The organism is Kocuria sp. NPDC057446 (assembly GCF_042802875.1).
In the GTDB taxonomy this organism is placed as follows: Bacteria; Actinomycetota; Actinomycetes; order Actinomycetales; family Micrococcaceae; genus Kocuria.
The window spans coordinates 1-15,680 of the sequence record NZ_JBHVDI010000029.1 but is presented as its reverse complement, the minus strand read 5'-3'; the positions used below and the strand labels follow the sequence as shown (position 1 = coordinate 15,680).

General features: G+C 74.3%; 18 protein-coding genes. 6 read left to right on the top strand and 12 right to left on the bottom strand.

All coding sequences use genetic code 11. The features are described from left to right. Window positions 1-73: 73 nt before the first annotated feature. From ACFU0Y_RS05715 to ACFU0Y_RS05705, 3 genes are all read right to left on the bottom strand, one after another. Window positions 74-793 carry a GAF and ANTAR domain-containing protein gene (locus ACFU0Y_RS05715; protein WP_380213487.1) on the bottom strand — a complete coding sequence of 240 codons (720 nt, stop codon included), beginning with the start codon at window positions 791-793 and terminating at the stop codon, window positions 74-76. Between the two features lie 159 nt (window positions 794-952). Then, a complete protein-coding gene (locus ACFU0Y_RS05710; protein WP_380213486.1) occupies window positions 953-1,852 on the bottom strand; it encodes an alpha/beta hydrolase in 900 nt (299 codons plus the stop codon). A gap of 25 nt (window positions 1,853-1,877) precedes the next feature. Beyond that, window positions 1,878-2,426, bottom strand: a complete 549-nt coding sequence (locus tag ACFU0Y_RS05705; RefSeq protein ID WP_380213485.1) for a CueP family metal-binding protein — start codon at window positions 2,424-2,426, stop codon at window positions 1,878-1,880. A gap of 159 nt (window positions 2,427-2,585) precedes the next feature. Here ACFU0Y_RS05705 and ACFU0Y_RS05700 point away from each other — a divergent pair, with 159 nt between their 5' ends. Continuing rightward, window positions 2,586-3,458 carry a hypothetical protein gene (locus tag ACFU0Y_RS05700; protein ID WP_380213484.1) on the top strand — a complete coding sequence of 291 codons (873 nt, stop codon included), beginning with the start codon at window positions 2,586-2,588 and terminating at the stop codon, window positions 3,456-3,458. A gap of 107 nt (window positions 3,459-3,565) precedes the next feature. Here the strand turns inward: ACFU0Y_RS05700 and ACFU0Y_RS05695 are convergent, their stop codons facing one another. The 4 genes from ACFU0Y_RS05695 to ACFU0Y_RS05680 form a co-directional block, all read right to left on the bottom strand. Continuing rightward, on the bottom strand, window positions 3,566-3,928 hold the full coding sequence (locus ACFU0Y_RS05695) for a YciI family protein (RefSeq protein WP_380213483.1): 363 nt from the start codon (window positions 3,926-3,928) through the stop codon (window positions 3,566-3,568). Window positions 3,929-3,963: 35 nt separating this feature from the next. Further along, on the bottom strand, window positions 3,964-4,308 hold the full coding sequence (locus ACFU0Y_RS05690) for a nuclear transport factor 2 family protein (protein ID WP_380213482.1): 345 nt from the start codon (window positions 4,306-4,308) through the stop codon (window positions 3,964-3,966). Window positions 4,309-4,371: 63 nt separating this feature from the next. Then, on the bottom strand, window positions 4,372-5,508 hold the full coding sequence (locus ACFU0Y_RS05685; RefSeq protein ID WP_380213481.1) for a Gfo/Idh/MocA family protein: 1,137 nt from the start codon (window positions 5,506-5,508) through the stop codon (window positions 4,372-4,374). 95 nt (window positions 5,509-5,603) lie between these two features. Beyond that, a complete protein-coding gene (locus ACFU0Y_RS05680) occupies window positions 5,604-7,226 on the bottom strand; it encodes a GMC family oxidoreductase (RefSeq protein WP_380213480.1) in 1,623 nt (540 codons plus the stop codon). A gap of 245 nt (window positions 7,227-7,471) precedes the next feature. Between ACFU0Y_RS05680 and ACFU0Y_RS05675 the strand changes: the two genes are divergently transcribed. From ACFU0Y_RS05675 to ACFU0Y_RS05660, 4 genes are all read left to right on the top strand, one after another. After that, complete coding sequence (locus ACFU0Y_RS05675; protein ID WP_380213505.1) at window positions 7,472-8,875, top strand: aldehyde dehydrogenase family protein; 1,404 nt, start codon at window positions 7,472-7,474, stop codon at window positions 8,873-8,875. Between the two features lie 102 nt (window positions 8,876-8,977). Next, window positions 8,978-9,958, top strand: a complete 981-nt coding sequence (locus tag ACFU0Y_RS05670; RefSeq protein ID WP_380213479.1) for a helix-turn-helix domain-containing protein — start codon at window positions 8,978-8,980, stop codon at window positions 9,956-9,958. 149 nt (window positions 9,959-10,107) lie between these two features. Then, window positions 10,108-10,746, top strand: a complete 639-nt coding sequence (locus tag ACFU0Y_RS05665) for a hypothetical protein (RefSeq protein ID WP_380213478.1) — start codon at window positions 10,108-10,110, stop codon at window positions 10,744-10,746. 79 nt (window positions 10,747-10,825) lie between these two features. Next, window positions 10,826-10,984, top strand: coding sequence for a hypothetical protein (locus ACFU0Y_RS05660; RefSeq protein WP_380213477.1), 159 nt, complete (start codon window positions 10,826-10,828; stop codon window positions 10,982-10,984). A gap of 86 nt (window positions 10,985-11,070) precedes the next feature. Here ACFU0Y_RS05660 and ACFU0Y_RS05655 read toward each other — a convergent pair whose 3' ends face one another. From ACFU0Y_RS05655 to sigK, 5 genes are all read right to left on the bottom strand, one after another. Further along, entirely contained in the window at window positions 11,071-12,024 is a 954-nt protein-coding gene (locus tag ACFU0Y_RS05655; RefSeq protein WP_380213476.1) for a hypothetical protein, read from the bottom strand. 88 nt (window positions 12,025-12,112) lie between these two features. Next, on the bottom strand, window positions 12,113-13,027 hold the full coding sequence (locus tag ACFU0Y_RS05650; protein ID WP_380213475.1) for a hypothetical protein: 915 nt from the start codon (window positions 13,025-13,027) through the stop codon (window positions 12,113-12,115). Further along, complete coding sequence (locus ACFU0Y_RS05645) at window positions 13,024-13,167, bottom strand: hypothetical protein (protein ID WP_380213474.1); 144 nt, start codon at window positions 13,165-13,167, stop codon at window positions 13,024-13,026. The genes ACFU0Y_RS05650 and ACFU0Y_RS05645 overlap by 4 nt, the downstream gene beginning before the upstream one ends. A gap of 25 nt (window positions 13,168-13,192) precedes the next feature. Continuing rightward, on the bottom strand, window positions 13,193-13,978 hold the full coding sequence (locus tag ACFU0Y_RS05640; protein ID WP_380213473.1) for an anti-sigma factor domain-containing protein: 786 nt from the start codon (window positions 13,976-13,978) through the stop codon (window positions 13,193-13,195). Next, complete coding sequence (sigK, locus tag ACFU0Y_RS05635) at window positions 13,975-14,583, bottom strand: ECF RNA polymerase sigma factor SigK (RefSeq protein WP_380213472.1); 609 nt, start codon at window positions 14,581-14,583, stop codon at window positions 13,975-13,977. The genes ACFU0Y_RS05640 and sigK overlap by 4 nt, the downstream gene beginning before the upstream one ends. A 293-nt stretch (window positions 14,584-14,876) precedes the next feature. Here sigK and ACFU0Y_RS05630 point away from each other — a divergent pair, with 293 nt between their 5' ends. Beyond that, a complete protein-coding gene (locus ACFU0Y_RS05630) occupies window positions 14,877-15,662 on the top strand; it encodes a hypothetical protein (protein WP_380213471.1) in 786 nt (261 codons plus the stop codon). Window positions 15,663-15,680: the final 18 nt, after the last annotated feature.

Sequence of the window (15,680 nt, the reverse complement as noted above, 5' to 3'; positions counted from 1 at the left end):
TCCCGCGCCTCCTTTTGGTTGATGTATCACCAAAAACGGAACGGTCTGGGGTCCTGAGCTATTCCGGTGCCTGCTACAGGCGCGGGTCGTCGGCGTGGCCCACCACGCGCGCTGCGATGAAGACCGCGGGGATGCCACGCCGGTGGGTCTCGGCTTGGAGCCGGGCGTGGGCCTCCGCCCGGGTCAGCTGATGGCGTTCCATGAGCATCCCCACCGCGAGCTGGATCGTCTGCCGGTCGGCCAGCGTGCTCTCCAAGGAGGTCGACAGCCGGTCGAGGGCCCCCCTGTCCTGGGCCGCGCCCAACAGGGTGGCCGCGGCCCCGGCCAACAGCCCCAGCAGGTGCTCCTCGTGCTCGGTGAACGCGTGGGGCTCTCCGGCATAGACCTTGACCGCTCCGACCTCTCGCCCCTGGAAGACCAGCGGGGTGCTGAGCACCGAGCCCAACCCGGTGGCGACCGCCGCCTTCGCCCACATCGGCCACCGGGTCTCGGTGGTGGTGTCGTCCACACGCTGCAAGCTCACGGTGTCCCAGGCCGCCAGACAGGGACCTTCCCCCAGCTCGTACTGGAGACGGTCCAGGGCCTCCACGGCCGGGTCGGTGGCCGCGGTGCTCCTCGGCTGCCCGTGCTGGTCGACCAGGGTGACGCCGGCCCCGGTGGCCATCGGGATCAGGTCCCTGGCGACCTCGGCCAGCTGCGCCACCGCGGCGGTGGCCGCCGCGGACTCCAGGAGCATTCCGTGCAGGCGGGTGAGAACTGTGGTCAGCTCCGGAGCCGACAGCTCAGCATTCACGGGAAATCCCTTCCGACCCTGCGCGGCCCCCGAGAAGACTCCACGGCCCCCGGACGTGCAGGGTGTCCACGGCGCCTCGTCACAGCCGTTCCGGCTTCTCGCCGGGCACAGCCACCGCCCTCCCGGCCGACTGCACGGATGTGCGCCAGGTCCGGGGAACTACTCTACCGCCGGGCCGGGCTCCCGGAGCAGGGAGCGCACGTGCCGGACCGCCCGCCGGGCCTCCGGCGTCCACCAGGCGCCCACGTAGACGTGGAAGGCCCCGGGCTCGTAGAGCAGCTTCCCCGCGTTGCCCGCCCGCGCCAGGTCCCGGGCGAAGGCCAGGGCGTCGGCGGCCAGGATGTCCTTGCCGCCCTGGACCACGTGCACCGGCGGCAGCCCGGCCACGTCCCCGTAGAGCGGGCTGACCAGCGGATCGGTGAGCTCGCGGTCCCGCGCCCAGGCCGCGGCCATGGGCACCACCCGGTCGGTGCTCAGCATGGGGTCGTGCGGGTCGATCTCCCGCACGGCCGGGTGGGTGGCGGAGACGTCCACCGCCGGGGAGAACCCCACCACGTGGTCGGGCAGCCGCTGACCGGCGTCCCGCAGGCGCATGGCCAGCCCGATCGCCAGGCACCCGCCGGCGGAGTCCCCCGCGACCACGATCCGCTCCGTGGCGGGCCGGGCCACGAGGTCGGCCCAGGCCGCGGCGAGGAAGTCGTAGCCCTCGTCCACGTGCCCCTCCGGGGCCAGTCGGTACAGCGGGACCGTGACCGTGGTGCCGGTGTCCTTCACGAGCTCGCGCACGATCCACCAGTGCGCGGGCAGCAGGGGGTTCACGAAGGCCCCGCCGTGCAGGTAGATCAGGTGGGACCCGTCCGCCCCGGCGCGCGGGGTCAGGCGCAGCAGCGGTCGCCCGGCCACCTCGGTGCGCTCCACGGCGTGCGAGCGCCGCAGGTCCGCGGGGATCCTGGCCGGCTCCGGGTACCGGCGCCCGTGCAGCCGCTCCACCGGGGTCCACGGCTGCAGGCGCGCCCGCAACCGGACCGCCTGGGCGGTCACGGCCATGCTGAGACTCATGCGGGTGCCTTTCCTCCGGACGGGTTCAGGTCAGCTGCGCGGTGGTGAGGCAGGTCGGATCCTCCCGGGCGGTCGAGAACTCCTCGACCGCCCGGCCCCGCTCCGAGCTGATCTCGAGCGTTCCGGTGATGTCCTTGGGCAGCCAGAAGCCCACGAAGCCGTTCTCGTAGCTGGTCACGGTGTCGTCCACGAGCACGGCCCCGGAGTCGTCGGCGATCCGCACGTCGAAGTCCTCGCCCACGAGCTCGCCCTGGCAGCCGGAGAGGCTGTGGTGGAAGCACTCGTGGGTGGTGGTGGTCCACGGGGCGACCGCGAGGTAGAAGCGGTCCTCCGGCATGGGCAGGACCGTCTCGGAGGTGCCGTCGTCCAGGACCACCTCGTCGTAGGTCACCGAGCCGGCGAGACCGGCCTCGCGGTCCTCGTGCGTGCGGTCGAGCTGCTCGACGACCTCCTGCGTGCTCGCGCCCTCGAGCCCGTGCGCCCGGAGCAGGTCGTCCTGCCCCGAACTCCCTCCTGCGCAGCCGGCGACGAGGAGCAGGACGGCGGCGGACACGGACAGCACGGCGGATCGCATGGGTCCAGGGTATCGGGGGCGGACCGTGCCACCGGACCCCGCCGTCGAACCCTGCGCGACCGCCCCGAGATCCGGGAGTTTCCTGTGGGACCGGTCACAGATGCCGTCCCGGCGGCTAGAGTGGATGTCCAGTGGTGTGAGGGTTCGGGAGGATCCGCCATGCAGAACACCGAGAACAACGACGTCTCCGGGATCGTTCTCCTGGTCGCCGGGGCGGTCGTCCTGTCCGTGGTCTCGTTCGTCCTCGTCAACCTGGGCACCATCCTTCTCCTCCTGCTGGCCGCGGCCGCCCTGTGGCTGCTCGGCGTGCTGCTGCGGGCGCTCGCCCGCTCCCTGGTGGAGCGCGCGCAGGCGTGGTTGCGGGCCACGCCGCGGAGCCCCGCGCGGCCCGGTGCGCGGACGGCCTGCAGGGCCACCGCGAGGCACCCGGGGAGGAGCAGCGGGAGGTCGGTCACGAGGACCGCCGAGCAGGCCCGGCGGTGCGCCGTGGAGGACATGCGCACGGCCTGGATCCAGTGGCAGCTCCGCACCCTGCCGCCGCAGCAGCGGCACGGGGACGCGTCCTTCATCGCCGCCCGGCTGGCCGAGGTCCCGCACGCGGACTGGGACGCGACCCGGCTCCGGCGGCACGGCCAGTCGCTGTGGTGCGTCCGGGACGCGTCCGCCCGGACGCCCCTGCACGGGGAGGTCGAGGCGCGCCTGGACCGGGTCGCCGCCATGATCTCGGAGCTCACCGACGAGGAGTTCGACACCCACCGCGGCCAGACCGACGAGCAGTTCCTCTACCACCCGGACCGCGAGGTCCGGGCCGCGTACCTGGCGGGCGGCTCCCAGGCCGTCGAGACCATCATGGGCACCATCACCGCCGTGCGCGCCCAGATCCGCGAGGACGCCCTGGCCCGGGCGGCGGCCGACGCCCTGGCGCGCGAGCGCAACGCCGCGCTCCGCGCCCTGCGGGAGACCCGCCGGCCGGCCGGACTGCGGGACGCCCACGCCGCGTGGGAGGCGCAGGCCGAGCAGATCGGCCGGTGAGCTCCACCGGCCACCCGGAGATCGGCCCACCGTTCGCCCGGGCCGATCCTCCCCGGGCGGGCCGGGTCTGCGGGATCCGGGGGCTCGGGCGCCGCCCCGCCCAGCGGCTACGCCAGGTGCTCCTGCGGCTCGCCCTGGAACTCCCTCACCTCCACGGGGAGAGTGGTCGCCTGCGCCAGCTTCCGGCCCCACTCGATGGCGCCGTCGTAGTCCGGGGCGGCCACGATGCAGATCCCCCCGGCGTGCTCGTCCTCGCGCTCGTACGGGCCGTCCGTGGTCACCACGTCGTCGCCGTGGAAGCGCACGACGACGGAGGCCTCCGCCCGGTCCAGACCACCGGCGAAGACCCAGGCCCCGGCCGCACGGAGCTCCTCGTTGAACGCGGCGACGTCCTGCATCACGGGTGCGAGGATCTCCGGGGCCGCCGGTCCGCCGTCGGGCTGTTCGATGCTGAGCAGGTAGTGCTTCATGTCGAGCCTCCTGGGCGTCGGATGGTCCTCGGAGTCTACGGTCGCGGCGGCCCGCCGAAATAGACCTGGGCCTCCACGACCTGCCCGTCCCGCACGGTGATCGCCTCCATGTTCCGGAAGGTGCCCCCGGCCCGGAGCTCGTACTCGTAGCGGACGAGCACGAGACCGGGCTCCGCCTCGACCACCTGGAGCAGGTCCTGCCGGCTGACGCGCTGCGCCGTGGGAAAGCACCGCTCGAAGTACGCGGCCCGGTCGATGTGGTCGTCCTGCGGGGAGGTGAACCGGAACCCGTCCCCGACGAGCTCCCGGGCCGCCGCCTCGTCCTGCGCGAGGTAGGCGGCGAAGAGCCTCCGGACCACGTCCGTGCTGGTGCTGACCATGTCCGCAAGCTACGCCCGGACGGGACGCGGGACAAGCCCGGGAGCCGATCGGCCCGCCGCGGCTCAGCCGTTCTGCGGGACCTGGGCCACCAGCTCCTCGTCGCCGGGCTCCGCCACGGGAGGCAGGGACCGGGCCTGGTCCGCGGTGGGGCGCACCGCGCGGGCGGCGGGCTCCAGGCGCACGGCCCGGCCCGTCTCGAGGGACGCGAGCACCGCCTCGTGCACCCGGATGTCCATGAGCCCCTCCTCCCCGCCGGCCTCGGGGTCGGCGCCGGCGAGGATGCACTCCGAGAAGTACTGGGTCTGGCCCGCGAACTGCTCCACCGGGTCGTGGGCACGGGTCTCGCTGCGCCCGTCCCGGGTCACGGTCCAGCTGATGCCCACCTCGGGGCCGAAGCCGAAGCACGGCTGCGCCGCGACCGCGCCCTCGGTGCCCACCACGGTGAGCTGCTCGGTGGCCTCCCCCGCGTAGCTGATGGTGAACTGCGCCAGCCGCTGCCCGGGGAAGCGCAGCGTCACGGCCACGGTGTCGTCGAAGTCGAAGCCGCGCCCGGGGGTCCGCACGCCCATGGCGTGGACCTCGAGGGGCTCGGCCGCGAAGAGGTGGCGCACCGCGTTGAGGGGGTAGCTGCCCATGTCCGGGATGGGCCCGCCCCAGTAGCCGGAGTGCCCGCGGTGGTTGGCCTCGTCGATGTCCTGGGTGAAGACGGCGGTGAACAGGCGGGGGTCGCCCACCAGCCCCTCGTCCCGGACCCGGGTGAGCAGCTCGAGCGTGCCCGGCTCGTGGTGCAGCCGGTAGGCGACCATCAGCCGCGCCCCGCCGCGCGCGGCGGCCTCGATCATCGCCCGGCAGTCCGCCGAGGACGTCTCCATCGGCTTCTCCACCAGCACGTGCACGCCCGCCTCGAGGGCCGGCTCGGCGAACTCGCGGTGCCGGAACACGGGCGTGGCCACGTAGACCGCGTCCACGTCCCCGGAGGCCAGCAGTGCCGGATAGTCCTCGTAGGAGTACGCGGGCACGCCGTACTCGGCCGCGAGCTCCCGCGCCTTGTCGGGGGTGCCGGTGACCAGGGCCGCCAGCACGGAGCTGCCGGCCCGGGCCATGGCGGGCAGGAACGCCTGCTGGGAGATCTGGCCGAGGCCGACCACCGCGTAGCGCACGGGGCCGGTCGTCGAGGGGTCGGTCCGGGGAGAGGTCATGGGGAGGGCATCCTTCGCGGTCGGGGCGGGCGGACGGTCCCGGCCAGACTAGCCGGGGTGGCCCCGCGGGAGGCGCCGGCCCGGACCGGCGGCCCTCACCTCGAGGTGCCGACCACCTCCTCGACAGGCCCCGTGGTCCGCCCACCGGTGATGAGGGCCGCGGCGCGCTCCGCGATCATCGCCGTGGGCGCGTTCGTGTTCCCGCTGGGGACCCGCGGCATGACCGAGGCGTCCACGACCCGCAGGCCGTCGATCCCGTGCACGCGCAGGTCCTCGGGGGAGACCACCGCGTCCGGGCCGGTGCCCATGCGGCACGTGCCGACCTGGTGGTGATAGGTGGTCACGAACCGGTTGATGTAGGCGATCTCCTCCTCCTCGGTGCGCACCTCCGGGCCGGGGTAGAGCTCCGCGGCACCCCAGTCCTCCGCCAGCGGCGGGGCGGCCACCATGGCGCGGGCCTGGCGGAAGGACGCCAGCAGGGCCTCGCGGTCGCGCGGGTCGTCGAAGATGTTCGGGTCCAGCTCCACGGGGTCGGAGACCCGCGGCCCGGTCAGGCGCAGCGTTCCGCGGGAGTGGGGGCGGACCAGCCCCGAGTGCAGGGTGAACGCGTTGGCCGGGCCGGTCATCTGCTCGTCGTACATCGGGACCGAGAAGTGGATGGGCTGGGTGTCCGGCGCGTCCAGGTCCGGGCGGGAGCGCCAGAACAGGTGGGTCTGGGTGACGGACCAGTCGGACTCGGGGTGCTCGATCGTCCGCGTCGTGGCCTCCGCGATGACCGGGGCCAGCAGGTGGTCGTGGAGGTTCTCCCCCACCCCGGGCAGGTCGTGGACCACGGGGACGCCGACGTCGGTCAGGTGCCCCGCCGGGCCGATGCCGGAGCGCAGGAGGATCTTGGGGGAGTCGAGCGCCCCGGCGCACAGGACCACCTCGTCAGCGCGGATCTCCTCGGGCGTGCCGTCCGGGTCGTCGAGGGGCACGACGGCGACGCCGACCGCCCGGCCGTCCTCGACGAGGACCTTCTGCAGGAGGACCCCGGTGCGCAGGGTCAGGCGCGGGTCGTCCTGCACGGGCCTCACGTACGCCATCCAGGTGTTGAAGCGCCGGCCGTCCCGGACGTTGACCTGCTGCTGGGAGACGCCGTCGAGGGTGCCGGCGTTGTAGTCCGCGTTGTACGGCACGCCCACGTGCTCGGCGGCCTCGATGATGGACTCGAAGATCGGGTTGAGCGGATAGTCCTGCACCGCGGGAACGGGACCGTCCGTGCCGCGGCTCCCGTCCGGCACCGCACCGGCGGGCGGGACGTAGCTCTCGACCGCCCTGAACCACGGCAGCACGTCCTCCCAGGACCAGCCGGGGCAGCCGTCCGCGGCCCAGGCGTCGTAGTCCTGCGCCGCCCCGCGCACCCAGATGGTGGCGTTGAGCGCGTGGGAGCCCCCGAGCACGCGGCCGCGCGGCCAGTGGATCACCCGGCCGTCGGCATGCTTCTGGGGCACGGTGAAGTAGTCCCAGTCCTCCGGGGAGTGCCACAGCTCGCCCAGCCGGGAGACCAGGTGGATGGCCGGGTTGCGGTCCTGGGCGCCGGCCTCGAGGAGGATCACCTCGTGCCCGGCGTCCAGGAGGCGGCGGGTCAGGATGCTGCCGGCGGTGCCGGCGCCCACGACGAGGTAGGTCGTGACCGGCGTGCCCGGGGAGGGTGCGCTCAGGGGAGATGTGCTCATGGGATCAGTGTGACCGCGACCACACCGGGGCGGGTTGTCCGGGCGCGCGGACTCCTTGACCGGGAGCGCGGCGATCCCGGCGGACATCCCGCGCTCTGCGTCAAGGACCCGGCCCTCACGGACAAGACCCCGGGCTGTGTCCTGGGTCACGATGGGAGCAGCACCGATCCGCCCCACCGAAGGAGCACACCGTGACCACCGACACCGCGACCACCTCCCCCGCCGCCTCCCCGGCCCCGCCCACGCTGAGCTACGAGGAGCTGCTCGCCGCGATCACCGACCCGGACGGCCGCGAGATCCTCGACCCGGCCACCGGGGAGCTGGTCGGCCGCGTGCACGAGTCCACGGTCGAGGACCTGGAGCAGGCGCTGACCCGTGCCCGCGCGAAGCAGGCCGAGTGGGCCGCCGTCCCGGACGCCGAGCGGTGCGCCCTGCTGCAGCGGGCCGCCGACGCCGTCGAGGCCAACGCCCCCGCGCTCGCCGAACTGCTCTCCCGGGAGCAGGGCAAACCGGTGCAGAACGGCCCCAACGCCCTGTTCGAGGTCGGCGGCGCCGTGGCCTGGCTGCGCGCGACGGCGTCCCTGCCGCTGGAGCCCGAGACGATCGTCGACGACGAGTCCGGCCACGCGGTGCTGCACTACGACCCCATCGGCGTCGTCGGGGCCATCAGCCCCTGGAACTGGCCGATGATGATCTCCGTCTGGCAGATCGCCCCCGCCCTGCGGATGGGCAACACCGTGGTGGCCAAGCCCTCCGAGTACACGCCGCTGTCCGTCCTGGGCCTGGTGCACGTCCTGAACCAGGTGCTCCCCGAGGGCCTGGTCACCGCGGTGGCGGGCGGCCGGGAGGTCGGGGCGGCGCTGTCCCAGCACGCGGGCGTGGACAAGCTGATGTTCACCGGGTCGACGGCCACGGGACGGGCGATCATGCGCTCGGCCGCGGACTCGCTCACCCGCCTGACCCTGGAGCTCGGCGGCAACGACGCGGGCATCGTGCTCCCGGACGCCGATCCGCAGGCCATCGCCGAGGGCCTGTTCTGGGGCGCGTTCATCAACACGGGCCAGACCTGCGCCGCCCTCAAGCGCCTCTACGTCCACGAGGACGTCTACGACGCCGTGTGCGAGGCCCTGACCGAGGTGGCCGCGGCCATGCCGATGGGCCAGGGGCGCGACGAGCGCAACGTGCTCGGCCCGCTGCAGAACCGCGCGCAGTACGAGATCGTCGCGGACCTCGTCGAGAAGGCCCGGTCCGGCGGCGGCCGGGTGCTCATCGGCGGGGACCCGGACGAGAGCCTGCCGGGCCACTTCTACCCGACGACGCTCGTGGCCGACCTCGACGACGACAACCCCCTGGTGACCGAGGAGCAGTTCGGCCCCGCCCTGCCGATCGTGAAGTACTCCTCCGTGGACGACGCCGTGCGCATGGCCAACCGCCTCGACGTGGGCCTCGGCGCCTCGGTGTGGAGCTCCGACGTCGCGGCGGCCCGCGAGGTCGCCGTCCGGATCCAGGCGGGCACGGTGTGGATCAACAAGCACGGTGCCGTCGACCCCCGCATGCCCTTCGGCGGGATCAAGAACTCCGGGCACGGCGTGGAGTTCGGCGTGGAGGGCCTCAAGGCGCTCGGCGTCCCGAAGGTCATCTCCGTGTGACCCCGTTCCGGACGGCGCCGCCCGGAACGGGCACATCGACAAGCAGCCCGCTCCGCACCATGATGTAGCCCACAGGGATCATCGGACGAGAGGACCCGGGCGGTGTCGGCAGGAGTGGCGGAGCGGGACGGTCGTCCCCGGCAACACCCGCTGCTCGCCACCTCGGCCACCGACTTCGCCCGGCTGGCCTCCGCGGTCTTCGTGCCGCTGGAGGTGAACACCACCGAACGCGTGAGCTTCCGCGCGCGGATCGACCACCGGCCGGCCGAGCACGTCGGGGTGAGCCACATCCGCGCCACGCGGCACGTCGTCGAGCACGACGTGCCGCCCGGCGCGTCCGGGGGCGCGGTGAAGTTCGGGCTGCAGCTCGGCGGCACCTGCACGGTCGAGCAGGACGGGCGCACCGCCGCACTGCGCCCCGGGGACATGGTCCTCTACGACACCGACCGCCCCTACCGGCTGGAGTTCCCCCAGGAGGCCCGGCTCCTGGTGCTCATGCTCCCGGGGTCCGGGCTCGAGCTGCCGCGGCGGGCGGTGGGGACCGCGACCGCGACCCGACTCCCGGGCGACGAGGGCGTGGGCGCGCTCGCGGCGGACTTCCTGGGCGGGCTCGCCGACCGGATGCACGTGCTGACCGGCCGCTCCGCCGGGCACCTGGGACGCTCCGCCGTGGACCTGGTGGGCGCGCTGCTCGCCGAGCGGGCCGACGAGCAGGCCGGTGACCGGGTCGGCGAGCACGCCGCTGGAGGGACCGAGGCCCTGCGCACCGCGGCGCGGACCTTCGTGGAGGACCGTCTCGCCGACCCGGAGCTCGGCCCGCCGATGGTCGCCGCGCACCTGTTCCTCTCGGTCCGGCGCCTGCACGAGGTCTTCCAGGACGAGGAGCACACCCTGTCGGCCTGGATCCGGCACCGGCGCCTCCAGCAGTGCCGCCGGGCGCTGCTGGACCCGGCCCACGCCCACCGCCCGGTGTCCCGCATCGGGGCGGCGTGGGGCTTCCCCGACGCGGCGCACTTCTCCCGGGTCTTCAAGCAGGAGTTCGGGCTGTCACCGGCGCAGTTCCGCGCGGCGGCGCGCGGCTGACCGGCGAGCGCTCCGGGGCCCGGCTCCGTTCCGTGCGCGGGCGGCAGCGCCGCGCAGCGGTACCGGCGTCCCCGGATCGTCCCGGATGCGCGATCATGGGGAGTCCGAGGGACCGCCGCCGCGCCCGTTCCCGCCCGTCAGGAGGATCCGTGCCCAAGAGCAAGCCCCGCAAGAAGGCCGCCGCCAAGAAGAAGCAGCAGCGGCGGGAGTTCCACGCCGCGGCCGGCGGCCGCACCGTCGACATCGAGGGCGCCGCGCAGGGCACGTGGGACGACGACGCCCACGAGCTGCTCGTCGCCCGCGGCTGGGTGGCCTACCGGGACCTGGAGATGGACCAGCTCGGCGACGGCTGGGAGTGGCTGCCGTCCCAGCTGCCCCTGGACGCCGGCGTGGGCGGGGAACCGGGGCCCACCACCGTGTTCGCGTCGGCCGAGGGCGGCTACGACGTCGAGCTGGCCACCGCGAACGGCACCGTGGACCCGGACCGCGAGGGCCACTACGACACCCTCGAGGACCTCGCGGCGGACCTGGACAGCCTCGAGGCCTGGCGCGTGCCCGCCGGCGAGTACGTCGTGCCCGACGTGCCCGTCTTCTCCGCGGACACCCCGTGGGCGATCTGCCAGCTGTGGGCCGGCGGGATGATCGACCACTGGGAGCTCGCGGCGGACCTCATCCACTTCCCGTACGAGCAGACCGAGGAGGGCTTCGCCGCGGTCGAGCGCGCCCACCGGACCGGGCTGATCCCCGCGCAGCTCTACGCCGCCGTCCGCGCCGGCCGGGACGGGTAGCGGAGTCCTCTTGTCGGCGCCCCGGGCCCGGCGTAGCGTGAACCAGGACCATCACCCTGCTGAGCGAACGAGGAGCGGCATGAGCGAGACGACCCCGGACCCCGCCGAGAACAAGCCGTCGCAGGCCGAGGGGGACGTCCCCCAGGACCAGGACGTGCGGTCGGCCGTCGACCCGGGCGGCAACAAGCCCTCCCAGGCCGAGGGGGACGCCCCCGAGGACGCCCCGGGCGACGACTGACCTCCCGGCACGGACGGGCCCGGGCACCCCGGTCGGGGGGCCCGGGCCCGCTCGTGCCCTGCCGCTGCCGTGGAGCCCATGCCGGGTCAGTGCCGGGTCATTCCCCGGTCGTCCCGAGCGGAGGCGTGCTGCGGCGCCCACGCGGTCAGGCCCAGGAGGTCGGCCACCTCGCGGTAGTGGCTCGTGGAGAGGATCCCGAAGCCGGCCTCGACCGCGCGGCGGTAGTAGTGCACGTCGAGGGCGTCCGCGGGCAGGTTCTCGTCGTAGCGGTGCAGCTCGAGCCGCATGGGCACGTTCCAGCTGCGCATCCGCAGGCTCTCCTCCATGTCCGGGACGTAGTGCCCGGCGAACCCGATCACCCGGCGCAGGTCGGGCGCCTCCCGCCGGACGTCGTCGACCGTGGGCAGCCCGTCCGGGTGGGTCGGGACGAAGTAGACGAGGTCCGGGGCGATCCGGCGGTAGACGGCCAGCTCCGTCAGCCCGTGCACGCCGACCACCACCTGGGCCTCGGCCCGGTGCGTCCGGACGAGCTCGACGACGGCCTCCGGAGTCACGTTCTTGACGTCGAGCCACAGCACGGCCCCGGCCAGCACGGCCCAGGTGAGGAACTCGCCGGCCTCCCGGACCGGGAACCGGGTGACCTCGCCGTAGTTGTCCACCAGGTGCTGGCTGAGCACGTAGTCGGCCGACTGCTCGCTCACCGGGCCGGCACCGGTGCTCCCGTGCCCCATGACGGCCTCGTGCAGGACCACGCACCGGCCGTCCACCGTGGTGCGCAGCTCGATCTCGATCATGGTGCGCGCCCGGGTGGCCAGGACGTTCTGGGCGGACTCGAGCGCCGAGCACGGCCACGGGCCGTCCGGGTGGTAGCCGGCGCGGCGGGCGAGCAGCAGGGGGCCCGCGCCGGCCAGGCGGTCGTGGCGGGTGTAGGCGGCCAGCTCGGCCGGCGAGTCGAAGACGATCGAGTGCCCTGCTGCGCGGGACGGCACGTCGGCGGCGACGCAGCCCTGTGGGTCCGGGCGGCGGTAGTCGTTCGGCATGGGAACTCCTGGGGGGAGGGGAGCGCGGACAACGGCCGTGGGGGGACGGCCGGTGGTCGGGAGGAGGGGGAACCGCCCGTCCACGTGCTCAGGGGCCCTCGGCCGCCCGTGCACGCTCCAACTCTTCCACGTCCGAGGCCGAATACGTGGCTGCGATCTGCATGTCGTTGCCTCCGCGCAGGACATTGCGAGTGCTGAGGCCCCGGAAGAGGGTCCGGGGAATGGGCCGGTAGGCGGTGCGGCCGTCCCCCACGGGCCGGATCCCGGTCCCGTGGCGCAGCGCGACGGCGTGCAGCCACACGTCGTCGGCCATCGGCGCGCACGCGGTGAACGCGCTGCCGAGCTCCCGGAGGGCGTCGAGCAGGTGCGGCGGATAGAGCACCCCGGAGGTGCCCGTGGCGAAGGTGCGGACGGACGCCTCCGCCGGGGCGCCGGGGGACCACGTCGCGTAGGGCAGGATCCGTCCCCCGTCGACGCGGATGCGGTGGGTGCGGTGGGCGACCACGTCGCGGGGGTGCCTCGCGTGGACCGCGAGCAGCTCCGCGAGCCACGTCGCGCCGTAGAGGACGTCGTCGTCCGCGATGACCAGCGGCAGCTCGTGCCGCGCCCGGGACCGGACGTAGGGATAGTACTTCTGGTGGGGGCCCCAGTCCTCGGTGCACCTCAGCTCGAGGCCCCGGCGCACCAGCCGCGCCAGCGGCGCGGGCGGGTCGGCCACGACGTCGGCCTCCCGCAGCCACAGGACCAGCCGCTGCGGGCGCACGGTGCCGTGCGCGATCGACTCGACGGCCAGGTGCACCGCGCGGATCCGGCTGCCGTAGGACGTGAGGCTCACGACGACGGGCGCGTCCCCCCGCACGGGCGCGTCCGAGAAGCGGTTCCGGATCCGGAAGTACAGGGCGCTGCGGCTGGTGCGGAACGAGCGCAGCCAGTCGTGGACCAGGTCCCGGGACAGCACCCACCGCAGGGGGTGCCGGTGCCCCCGGGCGGACCGGGAGCTCATGACGGCCGGGCCGGGGCCGCCCGCGTCAGCCCGGGCTCGCGCGGGCTGCGCGGCTCCGGGGGCGGCGCGTCGTCGTCGTTGCCGCTGACCCGGTCGGCGCCGTTGCCGGCGACGTCGCCGGAAGGATCTGCCTCGGTCATGGCCTCATTGTGGCAGGGCCGGTGCTCAGATCTCGGTCGCGGCCAGCACGGGCAGGGTGGGCGTCTCGGAGCCGCCCGCGGGCTCCACGGTCATGGCCACCGCCCCGGCGCGGTCGACGTCGCCGTCCAGCCACACCTGCACCTCGCCGCCGCCGAAGCGCACGTCCGGGACCGGGGTCTCGTCCTGCACGAGCCACAGCTGGTACTCCCGGCCCTCCCCCGGCCCGGCGAGGTCGGAGGCGACGAACAGCGCCGCGTCCTCCTGCGCCGAGACCACCAGGGTGGCCGGCCGGCCGTCGACCTCGAGCTGGCGGGTGGTCACGTCCGGGGCGCCCAGCAGCCGGTTCTGCCGGTCCTGCTCCTGGGCCACGAGCTGCCGCTCGCGCTGCTCGGTCTGCGTGCCGACGGCCCAGCCGCCCAAGGCGGCGCCGGGCAGGAGCACGGCGGCCGCGGCGGCGGCCAGCCACCGGCGGTGCGGGCGGGCGCGGCGCCGCTCCGCCAGGGACACGGGCGCCGCCCCGTCCCAGTCCGCCGGCGTATCCTGCTGCGTCTCCGGCCGCCGCTCCTGCCGCGTCCCGCGCACGGCGGCCAGGACGTCCTCGCGCAGCGCCGGGGGCGGCGGCACGGCGGCGGCGGACGCCAGGTGCGCCCCGACCTCCCCGAACGCGGCCACCTCCTCCTGGCAGTCCGCACAGGCGCGCAGATGCAGCTCGAACGCGGCCCGTTCCCCGGCCTCGAGGGCGTCCACGGCGTAGAGCGCCGCGTCGGCGTGGACGCCGCCGGCGCGGTCGTCCCCCTGGATGTCCTTCACTGCCGCACCCCCAGTGCCGATCTCAGATGGTTGAGCCCGTCGCGGATCCTGGCCTTCGCCGTGCCCAGCGGTACGTCCAGGTGCTCCGCGACCTGGCGGTGACTGTACCCCCGGTAGTACACCAGGCAGACGGCCTCCCGCTGGAGCGGGCTGAGCCCGCCGAGCTCGGCCCGCACCTCCTCGGAGTCCAGGGACTGCTCCACCTCGCTCCAGGTGGAGTCGGACGGGGTCTCGGCCTGCCGGACCTCGTACTGCTGGTCCCGGTCCCGCTCCCGCTGGTTCTGCCGGATCCGGTCCACCGCGCGGCGGTGGGCCATCGTGCACAGCCAGGCCAGGACCGTGCCCCGGGCGGCGTCGAAGCGCTCGGCCTGCTGCCAGGCCATGAGGTAGACCTCCTGGACCACCTCGGCGGCCAGCTCCGGGGAGCGGACCAGGCGCAGCACGAGGCCGTAGAGCGTGGACGACGTCGCATCGTACAGCTGGGCGAAGGCGTGCTCGTCACCTCCCACCACGCGCCGCAACAGCTCTGCGTGTTCCTCGGTCCGCCCGGGGACGGGAACCGAGGCGCCGGTTCCGCGGCGCCGGCCGGTCGGTCCTTCGCTCACACGATCTCGCTGTTCACTCGGAGAGCAGCACCTCGCCCGGGTCCCGGACGGGAGCAGTGTCGCATTGCACCTTGCCACACCGGGTCGATGTGATGCCATCGACACACTTGTCGTCTCCATGACTGCTGTTCGTCGCGGGACCGGCGGCGGACGGGTCTGCGGCCCCTTCCGGGGCTCCGGAAGATTTTTTCTCCTCCCACCCGTCCGGGGCCCGTCCGGCACCGAACTGACCGTGCACACACCGAACGTGTGCACACGGCACGACCCCCCGGTACGACACAGGAGAGAATCCGATGCGCAAGTCCCTGCTCCTCACAGTCCCCACCCTGGCCCTCGGCGCGCTCACCATGGCGGCGGCCCCCGCCACCGCCCACGAGGGCGACATGTGGTCCAGCCAGGCCACGCTGAACTCCCTGAACGGCTCCGGCACCACCGGCGACGTCATGGTCGACGTCCACGGCACCGAGGCCACCGTCACGATGAACGTCTCCGGCGCGGCCGAGACGTTCATGGACGGCCCGTTCCCGCACGCCCAGCACATCCACATCCACGGCCAGGGCACCTGCCCCGGCCCCGAGGCGGACACCGACGGCGACGGTGTGGTCAACACCACCGAGGGCCACCCCTCCTACGGCATGATCGGCACCTCGCTGACCACCGAGGGCGACACCAGCCCCGACTCCGGTCTCGCCGTGGAGCGCTTCCCGGGCGGATCCGCCTACTCCTACGAGCGGACCTTCGAGCTGGACGCCCCGACCGCCGAGGCCCTGAAGCACGGCACCGCGGTCGTCGTGGTCCACGGTGTGGACCCGGCGAAGATGCCGGCCGCGGCTGCCGAGAAGATGTCCGACCTGGACCCGGCGCTGCCCGCGGCCGCGACCCTGCCGGCCGCCTGCGGCACCCTGACCGCCACCCAGATGGGTGCGATGCCCGAGGGCGGGGCCGACACCGGCGTGGCCCAGGAGACCGGTTCCACCGCCCAGACCGCGGCGCTCGGCGGCGGTGTCCTGGCGGCCGCCGCCGGCGCCGCTTGGGCCCTGCGCCGGCGTGCCGCCCGCGCCGGAGCCCTCCTCTGCTGATCCCCGCTGGATCCGAGG